Annotated in this window: 17 protein-coding genes; 10 read left to right on the forward strand and 7 right to left on the reverse strand. The window is 40.4% G+C overall.

Translation table 11 applies throughout. The features are described from left to right. Positions 1 to 165: 165 nt before the first annotated feature. The 4 genes from ACFO3G_RS08620 to ACFO3G_RS08635 all read left to right on the forward strand — a co-directional run bounded on the left by ACFO3G_RS08620 (position 166) and on the right by ACFO3G_RS08635 (position 4,042). Positions 166 to 1,701, forward strand: coding sequence for a fimbria major subunit (locus tag ACFO3G_RS08620; RefSeq protein ID WP_380079942.1), 1,536 nt, complete (start codon positions 166 to 168; stop codon positions 1,699 to 1,701). A gap of 370 nt (positions 1,702 to 2,071) precedes the next feature. Then, positions 2,072 to 2,584 carry a hypothetical protein gene (locus tag ACFO3G_RS08625; protein WP_380079944.1) on the forward strand — a complete coding sequence of 171 codons (513 nt, stop codon included), beginning with the start codon at positions 2,072 to 2,074 and terminating at the stop codon, positions 2,582 to 2,584. Beyond that, complete coding sequence (locus ACFO3G_RS08630) at positions 2,550 to 3,290, forward strand: porin family protein (protein WP_380079946.1); 741 nt, start codon at positions 2,550 to 2,552, stop codon at positions 3,288 to 3,290. Before ACFO3G_RS08625 ends, ACFO3G_RS08630 begins: the two co-directional genes overlap by 35 nt. Beyond that, on the forward strand, positions 3,173 to 4,042 hold the full coding sequence (locus ACFO3G_RS08635) for an outer membrane beta-barrel protein (protein WP_380080000.1): 870 nt from the start codon (positions 3,173 to 3,175) through the stop codon (positions 4,040 to 4,042). The genes ACFO3G_RS08630 and ACFO3G_RS08635 overlap by 118 nt, the downstream gene beginning before the upstream one ends. A 271-nt stretch (positions 4,043 to 4,313) precedes the next feature. On the opposite strand, the gene ACFO3G_RS08640 is transcribed toward ACFO3G_RS08635, so the two are convergent. The 7 genes from ACFO3G_RS08640 to ACFO3G_RS08670 form a co-directional block, all read right to left on the reverse strand. Further along, positions 4,314 to 5,696 carry a TolC family protein gene (locus tag ACFO3G_RS08640; protein WP_380079948.1) on the reverse strand — a complete coding sequence of 461 codons (1,383 nt, stop codon included), beginning with the start codon at positions 5,694 to 5,696 and terminating at the stop codon, positions 4,314 to 4,316. 5 nt (positions 5,697 to 5,701) lie between these two features. Continuing rightward, positions 5,702 to 6,805 carry an efflux RND transporter periplasmic adaptor subunit gene (locus ACFO3G_RS08645; RefSeq protein WP_380079950.1) on the reverse strand — a complete coding sequence of 368 codons (1,104 nt, stop codon included), beginning with the start codon at positions 6,803 to 6,805 and terminating at the stop codon, positions 5,702 to 5,704. A 29-nt stretch (positions 6,806 to 6,834) separates the two neighbouring features. Continuing rightward, positions 6,835 to 7,332, reverse strand: a complete 498-nt coding sequence (locus tag ACFO3G_RS08650) for a hypothetical protein (RefSeq protein WP_380079952.1) — start codon at positions 7,330 to 7,332, stop codon at positions 6,835 to 6,837. Positions 7,333 to 7,480: 148 nt separating this feature from the next. Beyond that, positions 7,481 to 8,725 (reverse strand): ABC transporter permease, encoded by a 1,245-nt coding sequence (locus ACFO3G_RS08655; RefSeq protein WP_380079954.1) that lies wholly within the window; start codon positions 8,723 to 8,725, stop codon positions 7,481 to 7,483. 7 nt (positions 8,726 to 8,732) lie between these two features. Further along, positions 8,733 to 10,073 (reverse strand): ABC transporter permease, encoded by a 1,341-nt coding sequence (locus ACFO3G_RS08660; RefSeq protein WP_380079956.1) that lies wholly within the window; start codon positions 10,071 to 10,073, stop codon positions 8,733 to 8,735. Further along, entirely contained in the window at positions 10,027 to 10,686 is a 660-nt protein-coding gene (locus tag ACFO3G_RS08665; protein ID WP_380079958.1) for an ABC transporter ATP-binding protein, read from the reverse strand. The genes ACFO3G_RS08660 and ACFO3G_RS08665 overlap by 47 nt, the downstream gene beginning before the upstream one ends. Positions 10,687 to 11,360: 674 nt before the next feature. Beyond that, a complete protein-coding gene (locus ACFO3G_RS08670) occupies positions 11,361 to 11,606 on the reverse strand; it encodes a hypothetical protein (RefSeq protein ID WP_380079960.1) in 246 nt (81 codons plus the stop codon). A 326-nt stretch (positions 11,607 to 11,932) separates the two neighbouring features. Here ACFO3G_RS08670 and tsaB point away from each other — a divergent pair, with 326 nt between their 5' ends. From tsaB to uvrC, 6 genes are all read left to right on the forward strand, one after another. Further along, a complete protein-coding gene (gene tsaB / locus ACFO3G_RS08675; protein ID WP_380079962.1) occupies positions 11,933 to 12,640 on the forward strand; it encodes a tRNA (adenosine(37)-N6)-threonylcarbamoyltransferase complex dimerization subunit type 1 TsaB in 708 nt (235 codons plus the stop codon). After that, a complete protein-coding gene (locus ACFO3G_RS08680) occupies positions 12,641 to 13,510 on the forward strand; it encodes an electron transfer flavoprotein subunit beta/FixA family protein (protein ID WP_380080002.1) in 870 nt (289 codons plus the stop codon). Between the two features lie 15 nt (positions 13,511 to 13,525). Continuing rightward, positions 13,526 to 14,545, forward strand: coding sequence for an electron transfer flavoprotein subunit alpha/FixB family protein (locus ACFO3G_RS08685; protein ID WP_380079964.1), 1,020 nt, complete (start codon positions 13,526 to 13,528; stop codon positions 14,543 to 14,545). 29 nt (positions 14,546 to 14,574) lie between these two features. Beyond that, the gene (locus tag ACFO3G_RS08690; RefSeq protein WP_380079966.1) at positions 14,575 to 16,281 is read left to right on the forward strand and encodes an acyl-CoA dehydrogenase family protein; all 1,707 of its coding nucleotides are present in this window, start codon (positions 14,575 to 14,577) and stop codon (positions 16,279 to 16,281) included. A gap of 315 nt (positions 16,282 to 16,596) precedes the next feature. Beyond that, positions 16,597 to 18,468, forward strand: a complete 1,872-nt coding sequence (gene mnmG / locus ACFO3G_RS08695) for a tRNA uridine-5-carboxymethylaminomethyl(34) synthesis enzyme MnmG (protein WP_380080004.1) — start codon at positions 16,597 to 16,599, stop codon at positions 18,466 to 18,468. 71 nt (positions 18,469 to 18,539) lie between these two features. Then, positions 18,540 to 20,375 (forward strand): excinuclease ABC subunit UvrC, encoded by a 1,836-nt coding sequence (gene uvrC, locus ACFO3G_RS08700; protein ID WP_380079968.1) that lies wholly within the window; start codon positions 18,540 to 18,542, stop codon positions 20,373 to 20,375. Positions 20,376 to 20,636: the final 261 nt, after the last annotated feature.

The following is a 20,636-nucleotide window of genomic DNA, read 5'->3' on the forward strand; positions in this document are numbered from 1 at the left end:
CGGGCGGACGCCAATCCCCCCGGTGTTTTTCATGCCCGCCTGACGGATGAACTAAACAATGAAAGGAAATGATTAATTTTGACTCAAAGATAAATCTCCTTTACACACTTTTTGGGATACTACCGGTCTTTTTGCACCTTCACTAATTATTAAATATTTAATGGTATGAATCAGATTAGATTGTACGCTTATGGAATCTTATCCCTTATTTTGAGTGTCTTTTTTGTTGCATGTAGAAGTGAACGCTTCGATGATGAGGTGAATTTTATTGAAAAGGAGGAAAAAAAGGGGTATGTGACCCTGTCTGTGCTCGGATTGAAAAACTCTTTACGGAATACAGATCGTCTCAATACTCAGTTTAATGAGATGAAATATATTGACTTCCTCTTTTATGATGCAGAAGACAAGATGCTTATTGCTCGTGAACATTTTGATCTTGAAGATGTAGACCAGGACGGCTTTCAGAGGACTGTGCCCATTTATAAGCAAGATATGTATGTCGTGGCAGTGGTCAACGCCCCAATAAATATGTTGGGTAAGATGGCTAAGGGGGCTTCACTTGAAGAGTTGCAGGCTCCAATCAAAGCTAATAGGATTAGGCCGGAACTTTCGGGCTACTTTGATTTTACCAACAAGTATGGATTTGTCCCAATGTGTAATGCGCAAGGTCCGGTCTTGCTTAAGTCGGAAGATCTTGCGGATGATTATAAGGTTGCTGAGGAAAAACCTCTAAATATTGAAGTAGAGCTTTTGACCGCTGTTGTCTTTGCGGACTTTTCTGAACTTAAGTTGACAGAATCTTTTTTCGAGCCTGTAAAGATGCCTCAGATATACAACTGTGAAGTAAATGTAAACGCTTCTCATTATTATTTGATGCGACCTTTGGCTAAGTTGGCAGGAAATGAGATCGATGAGGTGTGTGGTGATGGGAGCGAGCCCAAGGATCGTTATGCTTCTTATCCTTTTGAGAGTGAGAAGGAGGCCCCTTATACGGGTTTGTCTACAATTTTTTTTAAGAGACAAAATTATGTTCTTAAAGAACAGGAAGACTCTTCTTGTGAGATTTTGGCCTTTGAAACTGTTCCAAACACGGAAGCCCCGCAGAAAAACAATACTCCGGGCGTTGTGATAGGATTGGTCATGTATCCAACGAAATACAAATCTTGTTTGGATAATATCGAAGACCTCAAGTATTCAGATTATGGATATGCCATTTATTCAACAGCAGATGGAGAGAAATTTATCTGTCAGCAAGAATTGCTTGATAGCATAGAGAAGGTCAAGAAGAAAGAAAAGCTACAAGACAGATCCCTTGAAGAGATTATCAATAGACTATTGGAAACAAAGTCTATTAAGACTGGGAATAACAAAATCTTATCAAAATATGGAGATTCGGAATCTTATAAAGAACAAGGTTTTGATCTTTTCGGATTAAGGTACTACTGTTATGGCATTAATTATTATACCTATTATCCTTCTCACTTCACCAAGGAGCAACGGAAGGGTAGTATTTATGGACGATTTGGACTTGTCCGAAACAACATTTATATCCTTAACATCAAGAGAATAAGCAAAATTGGTGATCCATGTCCCGAATGGGTTATGGACAATGACGAAGAGCTTAAGGCCAAGGATTCATACAATAGTATCTGTATAGAGCAGTTACCAAACAACATACATGAGTCTGATGTCTATTTTTAACTCCAAAGTTTTAGTAAACAGCAACTGATTTGACAACAATGGAGCTTATGCAACTTCATGTTTAATCCATAAATATCTTTAGAGGATTAGATGGATAATTAGATGTTTTAAAAACATACTTGAGTTTAAGATCTGTATTAGATAACAGATAAAAGGCTGAGATATTGGTGTATAGAGCACCCTTGTCTCAGCCTTTTTGCAATAGTCGGTAACGAGTTATTACTATTAGACAAAAACTAAAGAAATTGATCTTGTGCCAATAATAAAGAGTGAAGGATTGATGGTAAAAGTCATCAGAGGATATAGTGGGACAAAGCAATAGTTTTGTCCGGAGAAATGGAAGCTGTAATTATTGACTTTTATTATTTTTGTGAAATATGTTTTTATCCTTTTCCCTATGATTCTTAGACCACTTGCAAGGTTTTTGTCGGTAATACTAATGGCTGTTTTATCGACATGTTTTCTTTCACTTTTTGCTCAGAGCATCAAAGGCGATGTTCAAGATAATCAGGGGACTCCTCTCTTCTATATCAACGGCAGGAAAGTGAGAGATCTATCGGAGTTGGAGCAGTTGAAGTCGGAAGATATCAAGAGTATCCGTGTAATTACTAATCCCGAGTCGAAGTATGATGCTTCGGTCGGCAGTGTGGTCCTTATCCAAACGAGACGCATCAAAGGAGATGGATTTGGTTTTGACCTGCGCTCTTCATACTATCAGTCGAGAAATACAGATCTCATTGATGAGGCTAATTGGAACTATAGGCACAATCGGTTGGACCTATTCGGTACGTTGCAGTATTCGTTAATGAATAACTATAATCATGGCCATGTAATCACTATTTCTCAAATTGATACCTTGTGGAAGAGATGCTCTTCAAAATAATAAGATAAAAGACCAGTCCTATCAAGCGAAGATTGGAGCTAACTATACATTGGATAGTCACAATTCCTTTGGTGCCTATTATCAATTCGATTGCAATACCCAGAGAGAAAACACCTCATTTGTTAGCGATGTTACAGCCGAAGGCAAGGGTTATGACCGATTGGAAACACATGTCCGTCATCGTTCTCTGCCATCACCTTCTCATCAAGTCAATCTCTATTATGTGGGAAGCATAGGTAAGCTGGACATGGATTTCAATGCAGATTGTTTTAAGAGAAATAGTCAATCAGATGCTATTTATTCCGAAAGAAACTGTGATCATGAGAGTAGAGACCTAAATACGGAAAACAATGTAAACAATGATCTTTATGCTGCTAAGCTTACATTGAGTTACCCAATTGGCCCCGGCGTATTTAGTGCCGGAGGAGAATACACATATACTCATCGTCAGGATGATTATATCAATAAAGAAGAGATTGTACCTTCGTCATATTCCAAGTTTAAAGAATCAAACATTGCGCCCTTTGTTGGCTATGACTGTCAGATAGAGGATAGAGTGAGCTTTCGATGGGACTTCGTTATGAACGTGTGCAGTACGATTATTATCAAAATGGTATACATGCTGATGATCAGAGCCGTATTTTTAGGAACTTATTCCCCAACATATCTCTTAGTACCCGGATTGGAACGGTCCAAACGAGTCTAAGTTATTCAGCTATTACCAATCGTCCATCATACGATCAGCTTAGCAATAATTATACATATGCCAATCGATTTATATGGCAGACGGGCAACCCTCAGCTCAAACATGAATATATTCACAATGTCGACCTTAGCGGTATGTGGAAGTTTTTTCAGCTAAGACTGTCATATAAGGATTCGCGCGATGCAATTCTGTTTTGGGTAAAGCCGGTTGCTGAAAGTAAATCCATCACCCTTCTTACTCGTAAGAACATACCTTCTCTCAAGCAAGTATCTGCTCAGTTGGTAGCTTTTCCGCATTGGGGAATATGGAGTACACAGAGCTATGTGGCTTTGCTAAAGCCTTTTCTTACCTTGCATGAAGAAGGGAAAGATATCAAGTTTAATAGACCGATTTGGGTATTGGGATCTAACAATATCTTTGATCTGGGAAGAGGTTGGACAGCCTCACTGGATGCATCGTTTACATCTAAGGGAAATGCTCAGAATGTAGAGATTTATAAGCCCAAAGGATATGTAGACGCTTCTGTTACCAAAGAGTGGCAGGGAGGTCGCTGGTCTTTGCAGGTCAAGTGTACGGATATTTTTAATTCACGAAGGGATGGAAGTCGCATCATTGCCGAACGATTTGTACTTGATCAGGCAAGTTACTTTGACAGTCGAGAGGTCTCTATTACTTTGCGGTATAAGTTTAATGTCACACGAAGCAAGTACAAAGGTACCGGTGCGGGCAATGAAGAGAAGGGAAGATTGTGAGATGTGAGCGATAGGAAAGTTCCTCAAGCTATAAAGGGGTTGTATGATAATTTGGATTTGTGGAAAGTCCCTTTATGATTGACAGTTACAACCCTTTTGATCAAACAAACGCAATCGCTATCATTGAGTTTTAGCTCTTTGATAGCGATTGTTCTTTACAAATGATGTTGATTCGGAGCGAGTATAATTTTGACACAGCTCTAAGTTGATGCTATTAGCCTAACCTTGATGTGTCTTATTAAAGCTATCTCTAATCCTTGTTAGGCGGGGGTTAATGATGTCCTCCGAGATTGTCTGAAGACATTTTGGGGTTTATATAAAACTTCAGTGTGTATTCTTTGTAGATATAATCAAATTTAGCTTGTAGAAGTTTGACTTTGGCTATGCTTAGCTTGTTGGCAGCTTCGTTGTATTCGTAGGCTGTTATCTTTCCGGCTTCGTAGCGATATTCAGCTGCTTTGAATGCTTTCTCGGCAGCTTTGAGTGAAAGATCTGCCACCACAATCTGCTGTTTGGCATTTTTTGCATTGTTGAATGCTTGTTCCACATCTTTGCGAAGTGATTGTTCTCTGTCTGTAAGGTCGAGCATGGCCAATGTCTGACTTGCTTTGGCTCTGTTTACGCGTTCCTTTGTTTGAAGGGCATCGAAGATGGGGATGTTTAGCGAAAGACTTATACCTGTTCTTCCGTTTTCTTTCCACTGGTCGGCAAAGCTTTTGTTGAATGCTTTATACTCCTTTTGGAAGTTATAGTAGTATCCATTGTTATATCCGACGCTTAATCCCAGGGAAGGTAAATACCCACTTTTTGCTCCTGATATTTGTTCTTTGCTCTTTTCTATCTGAAGCTTTGCCGCTTGTATTTGAGGCATCCATATTGTTGCGGCCTGATAAATTGACGATGGGGAAGTGGGAAGAATATCTTTGACCGGCTGATGTTCCAATCCTTCTGTATCTATTGCTCTCTGGGAATAGCTTTCTTCTATGTTCATTGCTTGTGTAAGGTCCAGCATTGCTTGCGAAAGTTCCGCTTTGGCTTGCGTAAGGTCGAGTTCGTTTTGTGCTTGCTCTGCCTGCATATCATAGAGTCTGCTCTCATCCCATTTCCCTGCTTTTACCATAGTCTCTGTTTGTTTGACTTTTTTGTCGGTCTGTTCCTTTTGTAACTGAATGATTTTGCAGACCTCTTGTTTGTATGCAGCAGTATAAAAGAATCCGGCAATAAGGATGTTGAGATCGTTTCTTACTTTCTCTTCATCCAGGTTAGCTATCTCTTTGCCCAATTTGCCTTCCTTAATGGCGTGAAGCCTTGCCAATCCGCTAAATAGATTGAAATTACCCCCTATTGAGAAAGATGTGCTTGCTGAGGATCTGTCTACATATACGCCTCGATTATCTCTTGATCGCCCGAAATCAAATCCTTGACTTATTCCTGCACTTACTTGTGGAAGAAATTGGTGCTTTGCCTCTCTTAGATCGATGGCTGATATGATTCTTTGTATCTGTGCGCGTTTTATATTGATACTGTTTTGGTTGGCAGTCTTGATACACTCCGAGAGGGTTAGTTTTTCTCCTGAAGATATAGGCTCTTGGGCTTGTACAGACCATGATGCTATTGCGCTGATAGCAAAAAGTATAATTGCTTTAGTTTTCATTTTCTTTAGGATAATGCATTTGCTTTTAGTTTGTCGCCTTTCTTCAGTCCACTGATGACTTGTATGATAACTCCATTGCTTACTCCAAGCTTCACCTCTTTGCGTTCACTCTGAATATTTTTAGGATCCGAATCATCTGTAACAATTTGAACAAAAGTCTTGTCCCCATCGTATTCTACACAGGTTTCGGGAATTGAAAGTACTTTGGTTACTCGTTCAAGTACCACATTTGCGTTGGCACTGTAGCCGGATCGAATGTCTGAATTGTCTCCAACCTTAATGGCGGCTTTGATTTGAAAAGTAGTTGCATCATTTTCTAAAGTCCCTTTGGGAGAGATAAACTCAATCGTTGCAGGGAAGCTTTTTTGTCCCAATGCCCCTACGGTGATATTTACGGCTTGGCCCTCTTTCATTTTGCCAACTTCACTTTCATCAACTTTACCGACAAAAATCAGGTCATTCATATTGGCAACTGTTGCAATTGTGGTCCCTTCATTGAAGGTGTTGGCTTGTATGACGGAGTTTCCAACCTTAACGGGAATATCAAGGATCTTGCCACTTGTGGTGCTCCTTACAAGTGTCGTGCTTGTTTTGGCAGTGCGTTTGGATACACCGGTAAGTACAATCTCCAAAGCATCTTTGGCAGTCTCAAGATCTATCTTTTTTTGCTTGTAGTTTGCCTCGCTTTGTTGAAACTCTTCGGTCGAAAGGACTCCTTTTTCGTGAAGGTCTTTGTCTCTTAGATAGATTTCTTTGGCATTTTTGAAGGCAATCTGAGCTACATCTACTTGAGATTGGCTGTTGTTGACTTGCATCATATCGGGAACGACAGAGAGCTTTGCAATGACTTCTCCTGCCTGGACAATGTCTCCTGCTTTGTGAAGGATCTCGGACACAATTCCATTCATCTGTGGTTTGATAAGGACTTCGTTGCGTGGTTCGATTTGTCCCGTAATAATAGCAGTGTTTTCTATACTGTCTGCCATCTTAGCTTCTTCAATCTGATACTGTACAGCATCAGGCTGTGATTTCTTGTAAAGGAAGGTGAATGCACCAATCACAATAACGGCAATCATTACGCCGAAGATAATTTTTAATGCCTTTTTCATATCTCTAATGTTGTTTATTTCAAATATGTTTATCTGTTTATTCTCTGCTTGCAAGGCTTCGAAAGATCGACAGCCGGGAGCATACTTTTGTATGTGACCAATATCGATTCTTGAGGATAACGTACCATCATATTCCTTATTCTTGCTTTTCTTTTAATAGGGTTATCAGAAGGGAGTATAGTGCAAGGCTTCGAAAGATCGATAGCTGGGAGCATACTTTTGTATGTGACCAATATCGATTCTTGAGGATAATGTACCATCATATTCCTTATTCTTGCTTTTCTTTTAATAGGGTTATCAGAAGGGAGTATAGTGCAAGGCTTCGAAAGATCGATAGCCGGGAGCATACTTTTGTATGTGACCAATATCGGTTTTTGAAGATAACGTACCATCATATTCCTTATTCTTGCTTTTCTTTTAATAGGGTTATCAGAAGGGAGTATAGTGCAAGGCCACGAAAGATCGATAGCCGGGTTCATACTTTTGTATGTGACCAATATCGGTTTTTGAAGATAACGTACCATCATATTCCTTATTCTTGCTTTTCTTTTAATAGGGTTATCAGAAGGGTGTATAGTGCAAGGCTTCGAAAGATCGATAGCCGGGAGCATACTTTTGTATGTGACCAATATCGATTCTTGAGGATAACGCAGCAATATACCCCTTATGATAAGCCTATTCGTCACGGATTGCATCTATCGCCTTAATCTGTATCGCCCGATAAGCCGGCAGCAATCCTCCCAATATACCACCTGTAATGATGATTATGAGTGAGATTATTGCAGTTGATAGTGGAATTGTGGGGTTGTAAAAGAACTCTATATCTTGTCCTTGCAATACGATATCTACGAGAGCCATGATGAATATTCCCATCAACATCCCAACAATGCCTGCACTGATGGTTAAGGTGAGGCTTTCAGACATCAGTTGATTGACTATAGTCTTTGGTTTTGCTCCCAAAGCTCTTCTAACACCAATTTCTCTTGTTCGTTCTCTAACGGTTACCAAAAGAATATTACTTACCCCTATAATCCCGGTTAGAAGAGTCCCGATCCCTATGATCCAGATTAGGACATCCATTCCCAAAATCATCATATTGGTTAGTTCGAAGAAGTCTGCCATATTCGTGGCAACGACAGCTTTTTCGTCGTCCGGTGCTATTTTGTGTCTTTGTTTGAGCAGGGCTCTGACCTTTTTGATTGCCTTTTCGATATCTCCGTGTGCCGTAAAAGCTACATCGTTGATTTTGTCTCCTTGACCTGTCTTCTCTTTCATTACAGTATATGGCAGGAGAATGGAGTTTTTGAAATTGCCGAAGGCTTTGTTTGCATTTGTGATGATTCCGACCACTTTGACATAAGAGCCATCCACACTGATAATCTTGCCAAGCGGATCCTCAGATCCAAAAAACTGATCTTTGATTTTCTCTCCAATCAAACAGACCTTTCTTTTGCCCTGTTCGTCTTGTTCTTGAAGCATTCGTCCGGCAACAATCTTAATAGGTGTGATATTGAATGATTCCGGCGTGAAGGCTTGCAGCTGCACATTGTCTATTTTTTTGCCATTATACAGCACTTTGGGTCCATACTTCCAAAGGCTGATAGCCATATATTCTATCTCCGGCACATTCTGACGAATAGCTTTGATGTCATTGCTATTCATAGACCAGTATCTGGAAGATTTGTAACCCATATAGGGTTTGCTTGTTGCTGAAGCGTATAGGAAGGCTGTATTTGGATTGGCGCCTTCCAACATTCTGGCGATTCCATTTTTAAATCCGCTACTGACACTAACCATGATCACCAGCATCAGTATCCCCCAAAAGACGCCAAATGCGGTTGCTGTTGTACGTTTCTTATTTGCTGAGAGGGTATGGGCAACCTCACTCCATTTATCTATATCGAAAAACTTCATCCTCATATCCTTTTTATTTTCTCATAGCATCCACTGCAGATATCTTAAGCGTTTTTCGGGCAGGAAGATACCCGGATATAGCTCCACAAATAATCATGACAATAACGATAGCTACAGCGGTCCTAAATGTAATCATCGGATCATAAAAAAGTGTAATTGTCATTCCATTGATTGTTTTGGAAGCCCAAGCATAGCTACTGATGATTCTGTCTATTATGGACATACCAATGGTCCCAAGGGCAACTCCTATCATCCCGAAAGTTACCGTTATAAGGATTGACTCTCTCAAAATCATCCGTATGATTGCTCTTGGTTTTGCTCCTAAGGCTTTGCGAATTCCAATCTCGGCTGAACGCTCATTTACGCTTACCAGCATAATGTTTGCTACTCCCATCAGTCCTATGATCAGAGTTGAGAAGCCCAGTATCCACATAAATATGTCTATACCGGTAAAAATCTTGCGAATTGTTTCGCTGTCAGACATTTCGTTGCTTACATATATTCCTGTGTCATTGGGGGCTACACTATATCTTGCTCTTACTTCTCTTTTTATGATGTTCGCAAATCGATTTCCATCCTTTGTGTCTTTAAGAGTTGGGCAAACCATTCTTATCTCTGATATATATATGTAGCCGGAACTTGTGTTGATGAGTGTAGAAATCGGAATGAAGGCATTTTGATAATTTCCCATGTTGGTTGTTTTGAATACTCCGACCACGATGAAATTCATATTTCTCCAATTAAGAGTTTTACCTACGGCTGAGGCCGCATTGTTATAAAGGTCTATTGCTGTTTTTTCACTTATCACAATCACCTTTTTGCTGTTTGTAACATCCTCTTTGTTAATTTCTCTCCCGTACAATATCGTTGTAGTTGTCGTACCAATAAAGGCCTCATTGACTCCCTGTATATATCCGCTGGGTCCGGTGCTTTTGTTTTTGTAAGTAAGGTTGAATGAATAATAATCGATGGATATCCCATATTGTTTTACCATGTCACTATGCCTGTTGCATATATTTATGGCGTCCGCATAGGGGATTTTGACATATCTTCCCTTTTTGAAACCCTTGTAAGGCTCTTGAGTAATGCCCGGACTAATGCTAATAACCTTTTGGGTGCTGTTGGAGTTTCTCAGATTGCGGTACATGGCTTTCTGAAATCCCATCCCGCTTGATAGAAGTATGACCAACAACATGACACCCCAAGTGACAGCAAAGCCTGTCAGGAAGGTCCTTAGTTTATTTTGCTTCATCGTAGAAGCAATCTCTTGAAAGCTGTCGGGTAGTATATTCATTGTGCTATATCGCTTAGAAGATAAGTCCGTCTTGAATGTGGATACATCTATTTGTTTCATCGGCCACCGATTGTTCGTGTGTGACGATGACCATTGTAACATTTTGATCTTTGTTTACTTGCTTGAGAAGGTTCATCACTTCCACAGTCGTTTTGGAGTCCAAAGCTCCTGTTGGCTCATCAGCAAGGATAATCTTCGGCTGTGAAATGAGGGCTCTTGCTATGGATACGCGTTGTTTCTGTCCTCCCGACAATTCGTTCGGAAGATGGTGTGCCCAATCTTTTAGTCCCACCATATCCAGATATTCTAATGCCAGATCATTGCGTTTCTTTCGACTTATGCCTTGATAGTAAAGAGGAAGAGCTACATTCTCTACCGCATTTTTGAATGAGATAAGGTTGAAGCTTTGAAAAACAAAACCAATCTCTTTGCCTCTAATCTCTGCAGCTCGGTTTTCGCTCAAGTTCTTTATGAGTTCTCCGCCAAGATAATACTCTCCTTCATCATAAGTGTCTAAGATGCCCATTACATTTAGGAGTGTACTTTTGCCACTCCCACTGGCACCCATGATAGAAACCATCTCACCGTCTGCAATCTCCAAACTGACACCTTTCAAGACATGAAGAGGTTGGATGCCGGGGTAAGTCTTATGTAAATTATTTATCTCAATCATCTATATCTAAATTTGATTGTTATATCAATGTCTTAATGAAGTAGTACACAAAGGTGCTTATTTAATTCGATTATCCAAAACATTTTATAAAAAAATACAAACGAAATATGATTGCTAATTTTATAAATCTGTTGAATTTCACGCTTTTAATGGGAGATCAAGACTCCTATGATGCACTCAAAAAAAGATTGCTTTTGAAAGCTTATCTCTGTCTTTTGGCTCTTTATCTCATATTAAAAACAACCTGAAATATATAAATAATGTTAACTTTTGAAGCGCTTTTAATCATCTCCAAACAGCATTTTTTGACCTTAAAAATGGGCCTATTTCAGAAAAAAAAGAGCGGGAGTGGAAATTATTGGTATCGGCAGATGTTAAAATACATAAAGTGTATTTTTAATTTGTCTTTCGACGACTTAAAAATTGACTTTAGGCCGCCTTTTTTGTAAGGTCGCGCGACTTGCAATCCATTCTCGCGCTACCTTGAACCTAACCTCGCGCGAGGTTGCACCCCAAGTAGCGCGACTTCGTATGTCAAGGTCGCGCGACAACGGATCGAAAGTCGCGCGAGAACAGATTGCTTCTCGCGCGAGCTTATTTATTAAAATAGCGTATAAATAAAGCCCGTTTCGTACTAACAAAACGGGCAAAGTCGATAAGAAGGTCAGATGACCCTAACCCTCGAATTTGAGATTTTGAAGTTGAATCAGTGTAGTTTGAGTCGCTTTTTGGGCATTAGACAAGGCAACAGTATTTAACAAACAGTGGTTTCTCATCACGAGCTTCTCAGCCCCACGAAAAAGACCATTGCCGCGATCTGTCTGCTCCTTACCAATGAGACACAACTCTGCTGCCCGGAAGAGTGCTCTGCCAAGCCAACAGATAAATAAAAGCAGGGTAAGTAATATGATTATCTCCATGGTTTTTATTGCTTAGAGGCTAAGGTACTAAAAATGATTCTCTTTCGCAACGACTCACTCCGGCATTCAAAACGTTCTGATAAAGGATTCAAACTAAAGCATATTAGACACCAAAAATACAAACGACATAATGCATAAAAGAGCAATAATTGCACGAATTGCAGTATTTTGTGCAATAAAATTATCTTCCATAGTGTAATGTATTGGAATGATAGGTATATTTGTACTTTGAAAGGGTATTTTGTTTATACCCCAATGTGTAATTTACAGTCGGAGAGGAGATCAACAAATTTGATAGCAATCCGACATTAAACAGGCTTTATAGAATGTCAGTAAAACGTGGTATCTTATCGATAGAAACAGCTACCAAACTTTGTTCGGCAGCATACAGCGTGGACGGACAAAACCTAACTTACAGAGTAAGCGATGGAACGAAACCCAACCATGCTGAAACATTGGCCCCTTTCATTGAAGAAATCCTCAAAAGCAAAGAGGTAGAGGGAATGACACCCGAAGCTATAGCTGTTAGTGCCGGTCCCGGCTCTTATACAGGACTTCGCATTGGAGCGTCTACAGCCAAAGGATTAGCCTTTGGATACGAGATTCCGATGATAGCCGTACCCACTTTGCAAATTGTGGCTGCAGCAACACCCAATCCCGACAATCATCTAATTTGTGCTATGATAGACGCACGAAGGATGGAGGTTTATACGGCATTGTTTGATGCTAATCTCGAACCGTTATCAGAAGATCATGCCATTGTCATAGATGAAACTTTTCTTCAAAAACAATTGAAAGAACAAAAAATCATCTTTGCCGGTGATGGTGCTGACAAGTCAAGAGATATCATTCAATCATCAAACGTGATATTTACTGATCAAGTAATCTATCCAACCGCAATGGCAATGGCTCCGTTGGCAAACAGGCTTCTCAAAGAAAAATCTTTTGTAGATACAGCTTACTGGCAACCGGATTACCTCAAAGAATATGTTGCCATCGTCGGAAAAAACAAAGTGCTTAATAACATAAAGTAAATTGATATGAGAATTATTGTATTGGCCAAGCAAGTTCCTGATACACGAGCTGTGGGTAAGGACGCTATGAAGGCTGACGGGACTGTTAATAGAGCCGCTCTGCCGGCAATCTTCAACCCCGAAGACCTTAATGCACTCGAACAGGCGCTACGCCTCAAAGATCAACAGCCGGGAAGTACGGTACACATCCTTACAATGGGACCTCCAAGAGCAGCAGATATTATTCGTGAAGCAATGTTTAGAGGTGCTGATGGAGGTTATCTACTTACAGACAGAGCATTTGCCGGAGCAGATACACTGGCTACCAGCTATGCGCTCGCTACCGCTATCAAATATATTGGAGGTGCTGATGTGATCATCTCCGGTCGTCAAGCTATTGATGGTGATACAGCTCAAGTAGGTCCACAGGTTGCACAAAAACTTGATATTCTGCAAGTTACCTACTGTGAAGATATGATTATAAAAGGTGATAAGCTACAGATAAAGAGAAGACTTGATCATGGTATTGAAGAGGTTTTGGCTCCCATGCCATGCCTTATCACGGTCAATGGATCAGCTGCTCCATGCAGACCTCGCAATGCCAAACTCTTGATGAAGTACAAACATGCTTGCACACCAAGTGAAGCAAAGACCTCTTCAGAAGAAATTCAATCTTTGATCGAAAGTCGCAAATATCTCAGCATACCTGAGCTAAGTGCCGAAACAGTAGGAGCAGATCTTAATCTCTGCGGCCTGTCAGGCTCACCGACTAAGGTTAAAACAATTGTTAACGTCGTCTTTCAAGCCAAAGAAGCAAGAAAGATCGAAGCTACCGACCAGGGTATAGAAGAGCTTATGGTCGAACTAATTGATAATCACACCATAGGCTAAGGAGGACTAAGAAGAATGAATAACTTATTTGTATATCTCGAAATAGAAGATCGTCAGGTACAGGAAGTAAGCCTTGAGCTACTTACCAAAGGTCGTTCCCTGGCAAATGAATTAGGCTGCAAACTCGAAGCTATTGCAATAACAGACAAAGCTGACGGCATCAAAGAAGAGGTAATGCCATATGGTGTCGATCGCCTGCATATCTTCGAAGACAAAAGACTCGCTCATTACATGACCCTCCCTCATACATCTATTCTATGCAAACTCTTTGAGGAAGAAAAACCTCAGATTGCATTTATGGGAGCTACCTCTGTGGGAAGAGACTTAGGGCCAAGAGTATCATCAGCCTCAGGAAGTGGTCTTACTGCTGACTGTACTTCCCTTGAAATAGGAGATCACGAAGACAAAAAGCAAGGAAAGAAATACGAAAACCTTCTATACCAAATAAGACCGGCCTTTGGGGGCAATATAGTTGCCACCATCATCAATCCGGACTGCAGACCACAAATGGCAACTGTCAGACCGGGAGTAATGAAAAAGGAGCTTGCAACAAAGTTGGGTGATGCAGAAATCATAAATCACAATGTCAATGACTATGTTAAGGATACTGACTTTGTAGTAGAGATTATAGAAAGACACATCGAAAAGAGCCGACTCAACTTGGGTGGCGCCAATATCATTGTTGCAGGAGGCTATGGTGTGGGATCAAAAGAAAACTTCCAACTTCTACATGAGCTGGCAGGTATCTTAGGCGCAGAAGTAGGCGCAACTCGTGCCGCTGTAGATGCCGGATTTACGGAGCATGACAGACAAATTGGACAGACCGGAGTGACGGTACGTCCAAAGCTATACATAGCATGTGGCATTTCAGGTCAGATTCAACACCTTGCCGGTATGCAAGAAAGCTCTATTATCATCTCTATAAATACCGATCCGGAAGCACCAATCAATACAATAGCAGATTATGTCATTACAGGAGATCTCGCTATGGTCATTCCGAAGATGATCGCACAGTACAAGAAGAATAGCAAATAACTTGAAGTTGAAAGAAAAATTAAATCACAATGGCTAACTTTTATTTAGATACACCTCAGCTCCGACACCATCTTCATCATCCGCTTATGAAGAGGATCGTTGAGCTAAAAGAAAGAGGTTTTGCAGACAAAGACAAGTTTGATTACGCTCCTCTCAACTTCGAAGACGCAATGGACAGCTACGACAAAGTGCTCGAAGTAATCGGTGAAATCTGCGGTGATATTATTGCCGAAAATGCCGAAAGCGTAGATCAAGAAGGACCACATCTCGAAAATGGACGTGTTACATATGCCAAAGGCACACAACAAAACCTCAAAGCTGTCATTGATGCCGGCCTTATGGGGATCTCAATGCCTCGAAGATACGGTGGACTAAACTTCCCAATCCTGCCATATATCATGGCGGCAGATATGGTAAGCCGTGCAGACGCAGGATTCGTGAATATTTGGGGATTGCAAGACTGTGCAGAGACAATATATGAATTTGGTACTCCCGAACAGCACGAAAGGTTTATACCACGTGTATGCAAAGGAGAAACTCTGTCTATGGACCTTACAGAACCGGATGCCGGAAGTGACCTTCAAGCCGTAAGACTAAAAGCAACCTTCAATGAAGAGGATGGCACATGGAGACTCAATGGCGTCAAAAGATTTATTACCAACGGAGACTCTGACATTCATCTTGTATTGGCTCGTTCCGAAGAAGGGACCAACGATGGTAGAGGTCTATCCATGTTTGTCTATCAGAAAAAAGATGGTGGCGTAGATGTTCGTCGTATAGAAAACAAGATGGGGATCAAAGGCAGTCCAACCTGCGAGCTCGTGTTCAAAAATGCTAAATGCGAACTGGTAGGCGACCGTAAATTGGGACTTATCAAGTATGTGATGGCGCTTATGAATGGAGCAAGATTGGGTATCATGGCTCAATCAGTAGGTATCTGTGAAGCAGCCTGCCGCGAAGGAGAAGCATACGCAAAAGATCGTAAGCAATTTGGAAAAGCTATCAACCAATTCCCTGCTGTGTACGAAATGCTAAGCATTATGCGTGCAAAAGCAGATGCAGCAAGAGCTCTTCTCTACGAAACTTGCCGATTTGTCGATATGTACAAAATCCTTCAAGATATCAGCAGAGAGCGCAAGCTTACTCCGGACGAACGCAAGGAACAAAAATATTACAATCGCTTGGCCGATGCATTTACTCCACTTGGCAAAGGAATGTGTAGCGAGTATGCCAACCAAAACGCATACGATGCCATTCAGATACATGGAGGCTCAGGCTTTATGAAAGATTATGCTTGCGAACGCATATATAGAGATGTGCGCATCGCATCCATTTATGAAGGTACAACACAGCTACAAGTCGTAGCAGCGATTCGCCATATTACGACCGGCACATATCACACAATTCTTGATGAATATCAAAAGGTTGAAGTTAAGCCGGAGCTACAAAGCATGAAAGAGGAGATTGCGAAGATGAACGAAAGAAGCAAAAAGCTTATCGAGCATGTTACCTCTTTCAAAGATCAAGAGATGTTGGACTTCCAAGCAAGAAGACTTGTTGAAGCTACAGGTCACTCTGTCTTTGCTTCTCTTCTCATGATCTCTGCCAACGAAGATGATAGTTTCACCAGATCTGCCAATGTGTATCTCAACTACGCAAAAGCAGAACTCGACAAGATTGAAACCTTTATCAATAATTTCAAGCCTGAAGAGTTAGCTTATTACAGAGCAGAATAACGGTGATAATTGCACAAAAAAAGACGGGGCAATATCCAATATTACATTTGGGTGTTGCCCCAATTTTATGGCCATTTATATGGACGAGAATGCATATTTGAAACACAAGTCCAAGGCTTGCGACCTCTGCCAAAAGACATTTCCCTCTTGAGCAGTCAAAAGACAAATCTTTGACTGATTGCATTATCTTTGCCATATAGATAAATTGCAAGCCATCGTAAGGTACTAAGTGTCATGGAATGGCTTGAGATCAAGAAGTCTCCGTCAAAGAGTCTGACATCTTCTAAACAAACGATTGAAAGAAAGATAGTAGCAATGATGATATACGATGTTATAGTTGTTGGAGCAGGACATGCAGGATGCGAAGCTGCTGCCGCTGCCGCAAGATTGGGAAGCAAAACTTTGCTTATCACAATGGATATGAATAGGATTGCACAAATGTCTTGCAACCCGGCTGTAGGTGGTATAGCAAAAGGTCAGATCGTAAGAGAAATAGATGCCTTAGGTGGAAGAATGGCAATGATAACAGATGCCACAGCATTACAGTTTAGGATGCTCAACAGATCTAAGGGGCCTGCCATGTGGAGCCCAAGGACACAAAACGATCGAATGAAGTTTATAGAACATTGGAGAAGTGAACTCGAACAGGAGACAAACCTTGACATTATCCAAGACGAAGTCAAACAACTTATCATCGAAGACAAAGAAGTAAAAGGTGTAAAAACCCTCCTTGGATTGGAGTTTAAAGCCATTACAGTGATACTTACTGTCGGCACATTCTTAGGAGGAAAAATGCACTTCGGAGAAAGGCAGATAGAGGGTGGAAGAATAGCCGAACCGGCATCTCATGGCATCACAGAGCAATTGAAAGAGTTAGGCTTTCGAACAGATCGCATGAAAACCGGTACACCGGCAAGGATTGACATTAGGACAGTCGACCTATCTCTTTGCGAAAAACAAATGGGAGAAGAGGATTTTCATAGATTCTCTTTTATGGACGCTCCCATGAGAACTCTGCAGCAAAAACCATGCTTTATAACTTATACTAACGAAGAATGCCATAATGTATTAAGGGATTCGCTGGACAGATCTCCTTTATATAATGGTCAAATACAAAGCATAGGACCAAGATACTGCCCAAGTATAGAAACAAAGATTGTGACCTTCAAGGACAAAAACATGCATCAACTGTTCCTCGAGCCAGAAGGTGAAACAACAACAGAATACTATATCAACGGATTTTCGTCCTCATTGCCACCGGAAGTTCAACTTGAAGCAATGAAGAAAATACCGGCACTCAAAAACGTTAGGTTCTTTAGGCCGGGTTATGCTATAGAATATGACTTCTTTGACCCGACACAGCTACAGCCTACACTTGAGACAATGCCTATTAAGAACCTGTTTTTTGCAGGACAAATCAACGGTACCACAGGATATGAAGAGGCCGCAGGGCAAGGGCTCATTGCGGGTATCAATGCACACCTCAATGTGCATAGCCAAGGGAAAGAATTTATCCTCAAAAGAGATGAAGCATATATCGGAGTGCTAATTGATGATCTTGTTACAAAAGGTGTTGATGAGCCCTACAGAATGTTTACATCAAGAGCAGAATACAGAATCCTTCTAAGGCAAGATAATGCAGATGCCAGACTAACACCCAAAGCAATAGAGCTCGGACTGGCTACACAAGAGAGAGCAAAAGCTTATAGAAATAAGTACAAGCAAAGAGACGAACTAATCAAGTTTATTGAAACCTTCTCTGTACAGCCAAAATATATCAACGATTATTTGGAAAAGATCGGAGAAAACCCCCTTAAACAAAGAACCAAACTAAAAGATGTGCTTCTAAGACCTTTTGTATCCATAAATGGTCTTTCGGAGTATATCGAGCCACTCGCAACAAGAATCGAACAACTGTCGCAAAAGGAGATTATCTCCGAGTCAGCCGAGATACAGATAAAGTATGGTGGATACATTGCAAGAGAACAACAGCAGGCGGATAAATTGAGAAGACTCGAAAATGTCTACATCCCGGATCATTTGGATTATGCTGAACTTATACAACTCTCAACTGAAGCAAGACAGAAGTTGCAACGAATAAAGCCAAAAACGATTGGACAAGCTGCAAGAATACCGGGAATATCCCCACATGATATTAGTATCTTGCTTGTACTGTGTGGCAGATAAAAGATCTATTTATTGCAAACAAAGCCCCTAACAATAAGCCATATTCTTAAATTAAAAGGAGATTGTTACACGTGGAACAAGACGGAAAGATCTATATAAGTCCCCAAAAACTCACCAAAGAAGAGATAGTCAAAATACTCCCTACGATCCCGACAAAGCCGGGATGCTATCAGTACTTTGATGAAGAAGGGGCTCTTATATATGTGGGAAAAGCAAAAAACTTAAGGAAACGTGTAAGTAGTTATTTCCAAAAAGAGATCACAGATCGCAAGACAAGAATCTTGGTTTCCAAGATAAGAGGACTCAAATACACAGTAGTTGAGACAGAAGCAGATGCTCTCATTCTTGAAAACAACTTAATAAAGACCTTCCAACCGAAATATAATGTACTTCTAAAAGATGGAAAGACCTATCCAAGCATTGTGATAAGACACGAAAACTTTCCAAGAATCTTTATGACAAGAAACATCAAAAAAGATGGAAGCGAATATTATGGTCCCTACCCTTCTGTCACAATGGCAAGAGTCATCGTAAAGCTTATTGAAGATATTTACAAAGTTAGAACATGCAGACTGGATCTCTCCAAAGAAAAAATCATGCAAGGCAAGTACAGAGAATGCCTCAAATGGCACATCAAAAGATGCAATGCTCCTTGCACTGGACAGATCACCCAAGAGAAATATGAAGACAACATCCGCGAGGCAAGAGAGATACTAAAAGGCAATCTGGGGCCATTGATGAAAGAATACAAAGAAGAAATGCTTAAAGCCTCTGGTGAGCTAAGATTTGAAGAGGCTCAAGAGTACAAAGAAAGAATACAACTACTACAAAACTACGAGGCTAAACATACTGTCAGCCCAAGAAGCATTAAGTTGATAGACGTATTTACCTACACAGAAGACGACAATAATGCCTTCATTAATTATATGCAGGTTAAGGAAGGAATGGTTACCGTCACTATCACAGTAGAGTATAAAAAACTTGTAGAAGAGGATAAAGAAGAGATCCTCGCCAGGACAATCAGCGAACTAAGAAACAGATTTCAAAGCAAAGCAGACGAAATCATTTTACCGTTTGACCCTGAATGGAACAATAACGAATATAAAATCACCATTCCACAAAGAGGAATAAAGAAACAGCTATTAGATCTTAGTATAAAGAACGTTGAGCAATACAAGAAAGATAAAGTACAACAAGAAGAAAAGCTAAATAGCGATCAGAGCAAAAAGAAACTGATGCAACAAATGATGAGCGATCTTCATATGACAAAAGAGCCAAGACTAATTCATTGCTTCGATAATAGCAATATACAAGGAACAAACCCGGTTGCCGCATGTACCGTTTTTAGAAATGGCAAACCATCCAAGAAAGACTATAGAAAGTTCCACGTGAAAACAGTAATTGGCGCTGACGACTATTCTTCGATGAGGGAGATAGTAGGAAGAAGATACGAAAGAGCAATCAAAGAGAATGAACAACTACCTGACCTTATTGTGATAGATGGAGGGAAAGGACAGCTTAGAGCAGCATACGAGACATTAGAAAAGCTAGGACTCATTGGCAAGCTAACCTTGATAGGCTTAGCTGAAAGAGTAGAAGAAATATATTATCCACATGACCCAATTCCGCAAACTCTGCCATTCAATGGAAGTACACTCAGGGTACTCAGACATATTAGAGATGAGGCACATAGATTTGGCATCACCTTTCATAGAAAAGAGAGAAGCAAAAGTCAAGTTAAGAGCGAATTGGATAATATTCCCGGAATTGGACCAAAAAGCAAACAGCAACTGATAAACCATTTCAGATCCGTAAAAAGAATCAAAGAGGCGAAAATAGAAGAAATAGCAGAGGTAATAGGCAAAAATAGAGCCGAAAAACTCAAGGCGGCAATGAAGGAGGATTAAAAATTGCCTCTATTTGGAGTTAAATCAGCAATATTATGTGACATTTAGTCATATATCTATCTATAAATCAATGGATTATAAAATAAAAACGATAAACAAATCGGAGCGACAAACTTAAGTGATATAGAAGGAAAGAGAGAGAGGGAAAGGGAAAAAGCATCTAATAACCCAAAAGAAGAACAAAACAGAACTAATCCAAAGGTAAACGAAAGAGCAATTCATAAAATCAGCCAGATACGCTAAAAACCTCCTTTAGGCGAT

It is taken from the genome of Falsiporphyromonas endometrii (genome assembly GCF_042654485.1).
Taxonomy (GTDB): domain Bacteria; phylum Bacteroidota; class Bacteroidia; order Bacteroidales; family Porphyromonadaceae; genus Porphyromonas; species Porphyromonas endometrii.